Source organism: Sulfuricella sp. T08, assembly GCF_000971475.1.
In the GTDB taxonomy this organism is placed as follows: Bacteria; Pseudomonadota; Gammaproteobacteria; order Burkholderiales; family Sulfuricellaceae; genus Sulfuricella.
In genome coordinates this window covers 1-6,640 of record NZ_DF967583.1, presented here as the reverse complement: position 1 = coordinate 6,640, position 6,640 = coordinate 1, and the positions used below count along the sequence as shown (strand labels likewise).

Here is a 6,640-nt window from a genome sequence, read left to right as displayed (position 1 = left end):
CCCACAATCCCTTAAACCTGATCGTGCTGCCATGTTGATTCGGTTCGATATCCCAGGTTCCCTGAAATGTCTTCGAATCACCCGTCAGTTGTGTGAAGGCGATGCTATCAAAAGGTTTTTCCGTATACTCCATGACGGAATGGAGCCGAATATGAAAAAACAAAACCTGTTCATCAGCCGTACGTTTAACCTTGACCTTGTTGGCAGATTGGCGATATGCCAATGACTCAACCACACCGGGCAGATTTTTTGCAGCTTCATAGTCAGTCAGGTAATGGTAGGCAGCGCATTTCGTTAAGGGCGTATCGAAACTGGCAATGAGGGTGTACAAGGGGCCATCTCTTTTTACATCCACCTGCAATCCGTGGTAATGAGCATCCGACCAAGCAATATTGTTGGTCATAAATAGCAACAAGAACAAGATTAGCTTCATCATAAAGCCTCCTTATACGGAGTTTTTATGACGCGACGATGACATCTCGATTTGTCTGGGCTGGCGAGCCATCTATCTGTGGTGGAATACGCCGTTACTTTCGAGGTGTTTCCGCTTTCCCGGGAGCCAATGCCGCTATGCAAGCAGACTGTAGTGGAGATGCAGCTCCCCGCGGTTGCTGAGCCGCACGACGAGGACGCTTTCTACCTGAGCGGTGTGATTCGACCACCAGCGAACATCAGTTCCAGGAATTAACCCGCTTTACCGCCACGTACGCCGAGGTTTGCCTTGATATAGCCGATGTGCCGCGGGTGGATTTCGTCAGCGTCGGCAACTTTGTCGGGATGATGGCTGGCTTGAGCGGCAGCGGCAAGAAAGTGCTGATCCGCAATGACATCGAAATGGTCCTCGCCCTGTTCAGCGTCATGGGCGTCGATCAGTTCTCCACACCATTCTGCGCAGGCGAATCGGCTGATTCCCGCTGAGCACTCCGCCTGCCTGTTGCGCATCGTTTTATTCAACGCGGCTTGGTGTATTGGTCGGTAACGTCTCGGCGTGCATCGTTTTCTCCCGCTGAAACACCAGCACCGAGGCGATACGCAGGCTCCCCAGCACGAACAGCAGCGCACTCAGGGCATAAATTTCCTCGACGGCAATCTTGTGCTCGAACAGCTTGATCATGATTTCCCGTAGCACGAATACGATTCCGGCGTCCACGATGAAGGTCATGCGCAGGCGGTGGGCGCTGAAATAGTCCACCAGGGAGCGGGACAGCTCGATCAGGATGAACAGGGTCAGCACCTCCGAAATGATGAGCATGTACTGGCGGGTGATGTCGTCGTTGATCAGCAGGTTGCCGAGATTGAGAAACAGGCGCGCCACCCCCACCATGATGCCGATGGTGATGAAGACCAGCATGAGCCCGAACACCATGCAGATCACGCGGTCGAACAGGGCAATCATGTCCAGCTTGGACGTGGCGCGGCACGGTTTGGGGAATAAGCTTGTTTTCATACTTTACAGTTTAGCGCAAACAGGTGACAGTATAATGACTGTATTGAACGAGGGCTGACATTAGGGCCCCTCTATAAATTGCGACGAATCCCGCCGGGCTTGAGTATTTCCTGATTTTTTCAGGACGCCACCAGATTTCCGAGCCGAGTAAGCGCCAGGACAGGCCTTTTTCGTGGGATTTCCCATGTTTTATTCCATAGTCATTCGGCTACTGATTCCACAGTCATTCGGCCACCATTGGTCAGGGAGTAACGCAAGATAATTTTCACCTACCATTCGTCTTTTTTTCGGAACAAGGGACGGATATGGAGCGGTTATCGATGCGTAAAATCAGAGAAGTACTATGACTGAAGTTTGAACTCGACCTGTCGGAACGGCAGATATCCAAAAGCATACAGGTAGCGCCGCATCAGAACATGTCATGACATAGTCCTATCGGACTATGGAAAGCCATTCAGTATTCATGAAATTGTCATATAGATCAGATAAAGTCACTTCAGCAGAACACCCCAACCTCCTCAAGGCACGCAGACCGCGCGGCATTCCTCGTAAGGTTCCGATAAGCCAATAGTTTTTTGGGCAACGCATAGCGGAGCCCTTGGGAGGGTTACCGTGAGTACTTGCTCTCGTTTAGTTATCCGATCTATGATTTTAACCCTCCTGTTTTCTTCTGCTGGCGTGTGGGCGGCGGCAACCCCAACCCAGATCAATGACGCCAGAACCAAGGGCCTGGCGTGGCTCTTTCAGAACCAGAAAGGCGACGGCAGCTGGACTGCATTGCCAGGGCTGGAGGTGCAGTCAACGAGTGCCGTGCTCGATGCGTACATGAACGCCGGGATTCAGCGTGGCAACTCCTACAACGCAGCCGTGGCTAAGCTCGCCAATGTTCAACCCTCGAGCGTGGACGGCAAGGCCCGTCAACTTGCTTCATTGCGGCGGGCGGGCGACGATGTCACTCAATATGCAAGCAAACTTCAGGCGAGCGGTAACCTCTACAAGGCATGGGGTTCACTGCCGGGATATGGATCGAGCCCGGTAGATACGTCTCTCGCGTTGACAGCACTGCTTGATGCGTTGCCCGGTTATTCCAACAACGATGCGTTTGCGGCACTTTGTGGCGCAATTCTGCCGGCGCAGCGTGCGAGTGGCGGCTGGTCCTATCTTGGGCAGGGAACAAACATCCCGGTAGCAGCGTCCGATGGGAGCATAATTCCCACCGCCTATACGATTCTGCTTCTGCAGAAGATCAACACCACCCGCTTCACGGGCGGTACTTGCAATGGTACGTCCTATACCTTCTCTACGGTGATTAACAACGGCATCAATTTCCTGCTGTCCAAACAAAATCCCACCGATCACGGTTTTGGCGAAAACGGCACGAGCGGCTCGCTGGAAACCGCGCTGGCTTACCTGGCTATTGCTGCCGTCAATCCAGCCCATGCAGCTTTGGTGCCAGCCCAGGATTACCTGATCGCTACACAGCAAGCGAGCGGAACATGGAGCAATGATCCTTTTCAGACGGCTTTAGCACTTCAGACATTACCCGTCGTCACCTTGGCCGATACGAGCAAGGATGGCATCCCGGATCTTGTCAAAACCAAGCTTGGGATCACTACCGTGGCTGACGGCAGGAATCTTCTGCCAGGCAACGGCCAGAGCGTGGCCGGCGTGACGGCTTCACTTGTCGTAGCTAATGCAGTCCTCAATCAGGCATTCAATTACACGCTTCAAGCGAGCGGCGGCACGGCACCCTATACCTTCAGCATTCTCTCAGGCAGCCTGCCGGATGGGTCTCCCCAGTTTACGCTCGCCTCCAATGGCGTTATTAGCGGTACACCTACAGCCGTTGGCCCTTTCAATTTTACTTATCAGGTGCGCGATAGTTTGAATGCAACCGCATCCGTGGCTGGGCAGATACTGGTGAGCGCAGCTCCGGCAGAAGCGATTTTCGACACCGATGTTCCGACACTGCCTGAGTGGGGTGCGATCGTCATGGGAGGGCTGTTGCTCGCTTCCATGGTCGTTCTCGATCGGCGCCGGAACAATAAACGCTGATCACAATTAAATTGAGACGGGCCCCATCGCCTGCCACGGAATTCATCATGGAGAATAACATGCCTTTGTTTGTCCGCCGCTCCCCGGCTTGCCTGCTTGGCATCCTGTTTTCTCTGGCCTCGTTTACGGCAGGTGCCGCACACACAGATCATGCGCCCATTCCAGACGTGGTAGTGCAGAAGCTGGTTAGACAGCCCGCATCCGGTGTAGCCCCCGACATAGCCGAGGCACTCGACAAGAATCTTGATGATCTCACGGAGATTGCGCGTCCGGCAGCTGAACGTTCAACCCGTGCGCTATCCACATCCGAGCTAAAGTCAGCGGACGATTCTCAAAGGATGCTGGCTGTGGGCAAGCGGGCCGAGTTGGCAGGGCTCCGCCTTCAGGCACGGGAAGAGTTTGGCAAAACCCGTCAGCGTCTGGTGGACCTTGGCCTGACTGACAAGGTCAAGGCTTGGGATGGCATTTTGGCCAAAGCAGAGCACCGGTTCGATCGTCTCGACAAAGCGCTCATTGATGTCGACGTGGCCGATGGCGATGTGCGGCAGCGCGCATTCCGCCACCTGCAGGCGGAACTCCAGGCAGTACGCGGGGACGCGGCAGCCCATAACCTGGGTGTAGGCGAGTTGCCAGGACCCACGATCCGCCAGGATGTCACGCCCCCGGCACGCCCTGTAGAACCCAGCGACAAATTGCCCAGGTATCTGGCAACCCGCGCCCCGGCCAATAACGTTTACGCTTTCCTGGGCAATACCCTGCTCGCGGCCATACCGGTGACCCCGCCCGAGGCCGCGAGTTGCGGTTATGTTCCCGCGCAAGACCTGGCGGCGACGGCAGATGCGCCCCAGACTACGCAAATCCAGAAGCTGGCCGGGCAGCTCGGCTATTCGCCTGCGCGGATCTTCGAGTACGTTTCCAACAACATCCAGTTCGAACCCTATTACGGCTCTCTCAAGGGCGCCATGGGCACCCTGTACGCCAAGGCAGGCGGCCCTACCGATCAAGCGTCGTTGCTGATTGCCTTGTTGCGGGCATCCAACATACCCGCCCGCTATGTGCGCGGCACAGTGAACGTCACTGACCCAACGCCCGATCCGAATGGCGGGCGCGTGGCGCGCTGGGTAGGTGCCAAATCCTATCAGGGTGCAGCGTCCATCATGGCAGCAGGGTCGTTTAATGCAGGCACATATTCGTATAACGGACAGGTAGTCGGCGCACAATTCAATCATGTCTGGGTGGAAGCGTGCGTGCCTTATGGCCGCTACCGGGGTGTGTCGGTGGATAACAGCGGCGAACGCTGGATCCCGCTTGACCCAAGCTTCAAGGATAAATCTTATCAGGCAGGCATTGCGACGTCAGTCAGTTTCGACTATACGGGCTACTTGGCGACCCGTACCAACGGCCCCGACAGCCTGCCGCAAGAAGCCTACGCCCAGCAAGTTCAGGCAACGGTCAGAAGCGGCAATCCGGACGCAACAGTGGGGGACGTGCCTTACAAGGGGACGCAGAATCCCCTGACGGTCGATATTTTGCCGGCGTCCTTGCCCTTTGAGGTCGTCAGCTTCACGAACTGGCCAGGCACAACATCGCCGGAAGCTTATCAGCTGCCAGCGGCCCACCGCTACCGGTTCAGCATCGGCGGACTGGGCCTTGGCACTCCCTACAGCCTTTATTTGCCGGATGTGGCGCTATCCCGCATAACGCTTGCCTTCAAGGGGGCTACGCCAAGTGACCAGACTTTGCTGGACGCCTGGCGCACCGACAACAATGTGAGTTCCGCCTGCAACACGATGAGTGTCGTGCCGGTGCTGCGGGTAGAGGGACAGGACAAAGGGATTTCAGGGACAGCCGTCGATATCTGCTCTACAAAAAATTCACTATCCCTGAGCGTCAACCTCGACGAGTTCTCCGGGACCGCCTTGAATGCCGTGAACTACTCGAACATCGGGGCCGCTAACCTGCATGCCCTGCAGGCTTATGCCTTTCAGGGATCCGATACCGTGCTTGCACAGCGGTCGGCGATTCTGCTCGCCAACGTCAACAACGCATCCAATCCCAACGCCACGGCTGATACGCTCGACAGTACAGAAGGCGAGTTCCTGAATCTGGTCGGGCTCAAGTACATGCGCTACATCTCGGATGCGGCAAAAAAAGTGGGCGGCATCAACAGCGGTTCCGGAGAGAGCGGCAATCACCTGGGGCTCGCTTCCTCCCAGATCAAGGTGCAGTACTTGTTCGATCTGCCGTTCGCAGTCAACCGCACGGGCTTCCTGGTGGACATGCCGGGCGTCATCAGCCGTGATGTGGATCTCAGCACCGGATCCCCGGTATGGGCCACTTTCAAACTGGCTGGCTATGCCGGATCGGCCTACGAGGCGTATGTCTGGCAGGAAAACGCCCACCTCGACGCGGTCAGCACCACGCGTGGACTGCAGTACGCCAACGAGGCAGCCCAGAACATCGGCAACGTCATCATCAACAGCGCCAACTGGTCTTCGGTCCGCCCGACGCTTTCGGTTTATCCGGGCGCCACGGCGGATGACTGTTCCTACAATCCTGCCACGCTGCAATATCCCCGCTGCCTGATCGACTCCGCCAGCACAGGTATCCAGGCCTTGGTGAATCTGGGCTACAGCGTCACCTTGCCGAAGTCCCTGATTCAGTATGGCGACTGGAAAGGCTATGTCTACGTCAACGAGCGCAGTGTCGCCAACGCCGCGGATACAAAATGTAATGGCGTGTTCTGCGCGGGTTACGCCATCAACAAACTGTCTGGCGGCGCCACAGTCAACACCCTGGTGCAGAGCAACTCCAGCTACAACCCGACACTCAACACCGGCTACATCAACCCGACAGAAATGCCTGCGTCCTGGCAGAACATCATCAACAACGTCACCCTGGCCGACGGCCCGCCAGCAACGGCTGCCGGCGACCCGGTCAACATGGCGACCGGCAACATGTACCACACCGAACGCGACATCACCATCAAGGGTCGCGGTGGACTGCCCATGGTCTTCGAGCGCTCCTACAACAGCCGTCAGCCGGTGGACGGCCCGCTGGGCTACGGCTGGACCCACAGCTTCAACCACAGCCTCAAGTTCTACGGCGTCGAAGGCGGTGCGGCCAAAGTCTCCTGGA

At 56.5% G+C, this 6,640-nt stretch carries 5 protein-coding genes; 2 read left to right on the top strand and 3 right to left on the bottom strand.

From position 1 onward, the window contains the following. From SCT_RS15275 to SCT_RS15265, 3 genes are all read right to left on the bottom strand, one after another. Positions 1 to 436: SRPBCC family protein (locus tag SCT_RS15275; RefSeq protein ID WP_202812170.1), on the bottom strand; the 436-nt coding region annotated here is incomplete at its 3' end. A 248-nt stretch (positions 437 to 684) separates the two neighbouring features. Continuing rightward, positions 685 to 942, bottom strand: coding sequence for a hypothetical protein (locus SCT_RS15270; protein ID WP_059424671.1), 258 nt, complete (start codon positions 940 to 942; stop codon positions 685 to 687). 4 nt (positions 943 to 946) lie between these two features. After that, positions 947 to 1,447 carry a phosphate-starvation-inducible PsiE family protein gene (locus SCT_RS15265; RefSeq protein ID WP_059424670.1) on the bottom strand — a complete coding sequence of 167 codons (501 nt, stop codon included), beginning with the start codon at positions 1,445 to 1,447 and terminating at the stop codon, positions 947 to 949. 645 nt (positions 1,448 to 2,092) lie between these two features. Between SCT_RS15265 and SCT_RS15260 the strand changes: the two genes are divergently transcribed. Both SCT_RS15260 and SCT_RS15255 read left to right on the top strand, forming a co-directional pair. Further along, entirely contained in the window at positions 2,093 to 3,502 is a 1,410-nt protein-coding gene (locus SCT_RS15260) for a putative Ig domain-containing protein (RefSeq protein WP_059424669.1), read from the top strand. Between the two features lie 59 nt (positions 3,503 to 3,561). Continuing rightward, positions 3,562 to 6,640: DUF6531 domain-containing protein (locus tag SCT_RS15255; protein ID WP_189799685.1), on the top strand; the 3,079-nt coding region annotated here is incomplete at its 3' end.

Excerpts from the sequence above, each read along its gene's own strand:
- SCT_RS15270 (WP_059424671.1), bottom strand. The coding sequence starts at position 942 with ATGCGCAACAGGCAGGCGGAGTGCTCAGCGGGAATCAGCCGATTCGCC.
- SCT_RS15265 (WP_059424670.1), bottom strand. The coding sequence starts at position 1,447 with ATGAAAACAAGCTTATTCCCCAAACCGTGCCGCGCCACGTCCAAGCTG.
- SCT_RS15260 (WP_059424669.1), top strand. The coding sequence starts at position 2,093 with ATGATTTTAACCCTCCTGTTTTCTTCTGCTGGCGTGTGGGCGGCGGCA.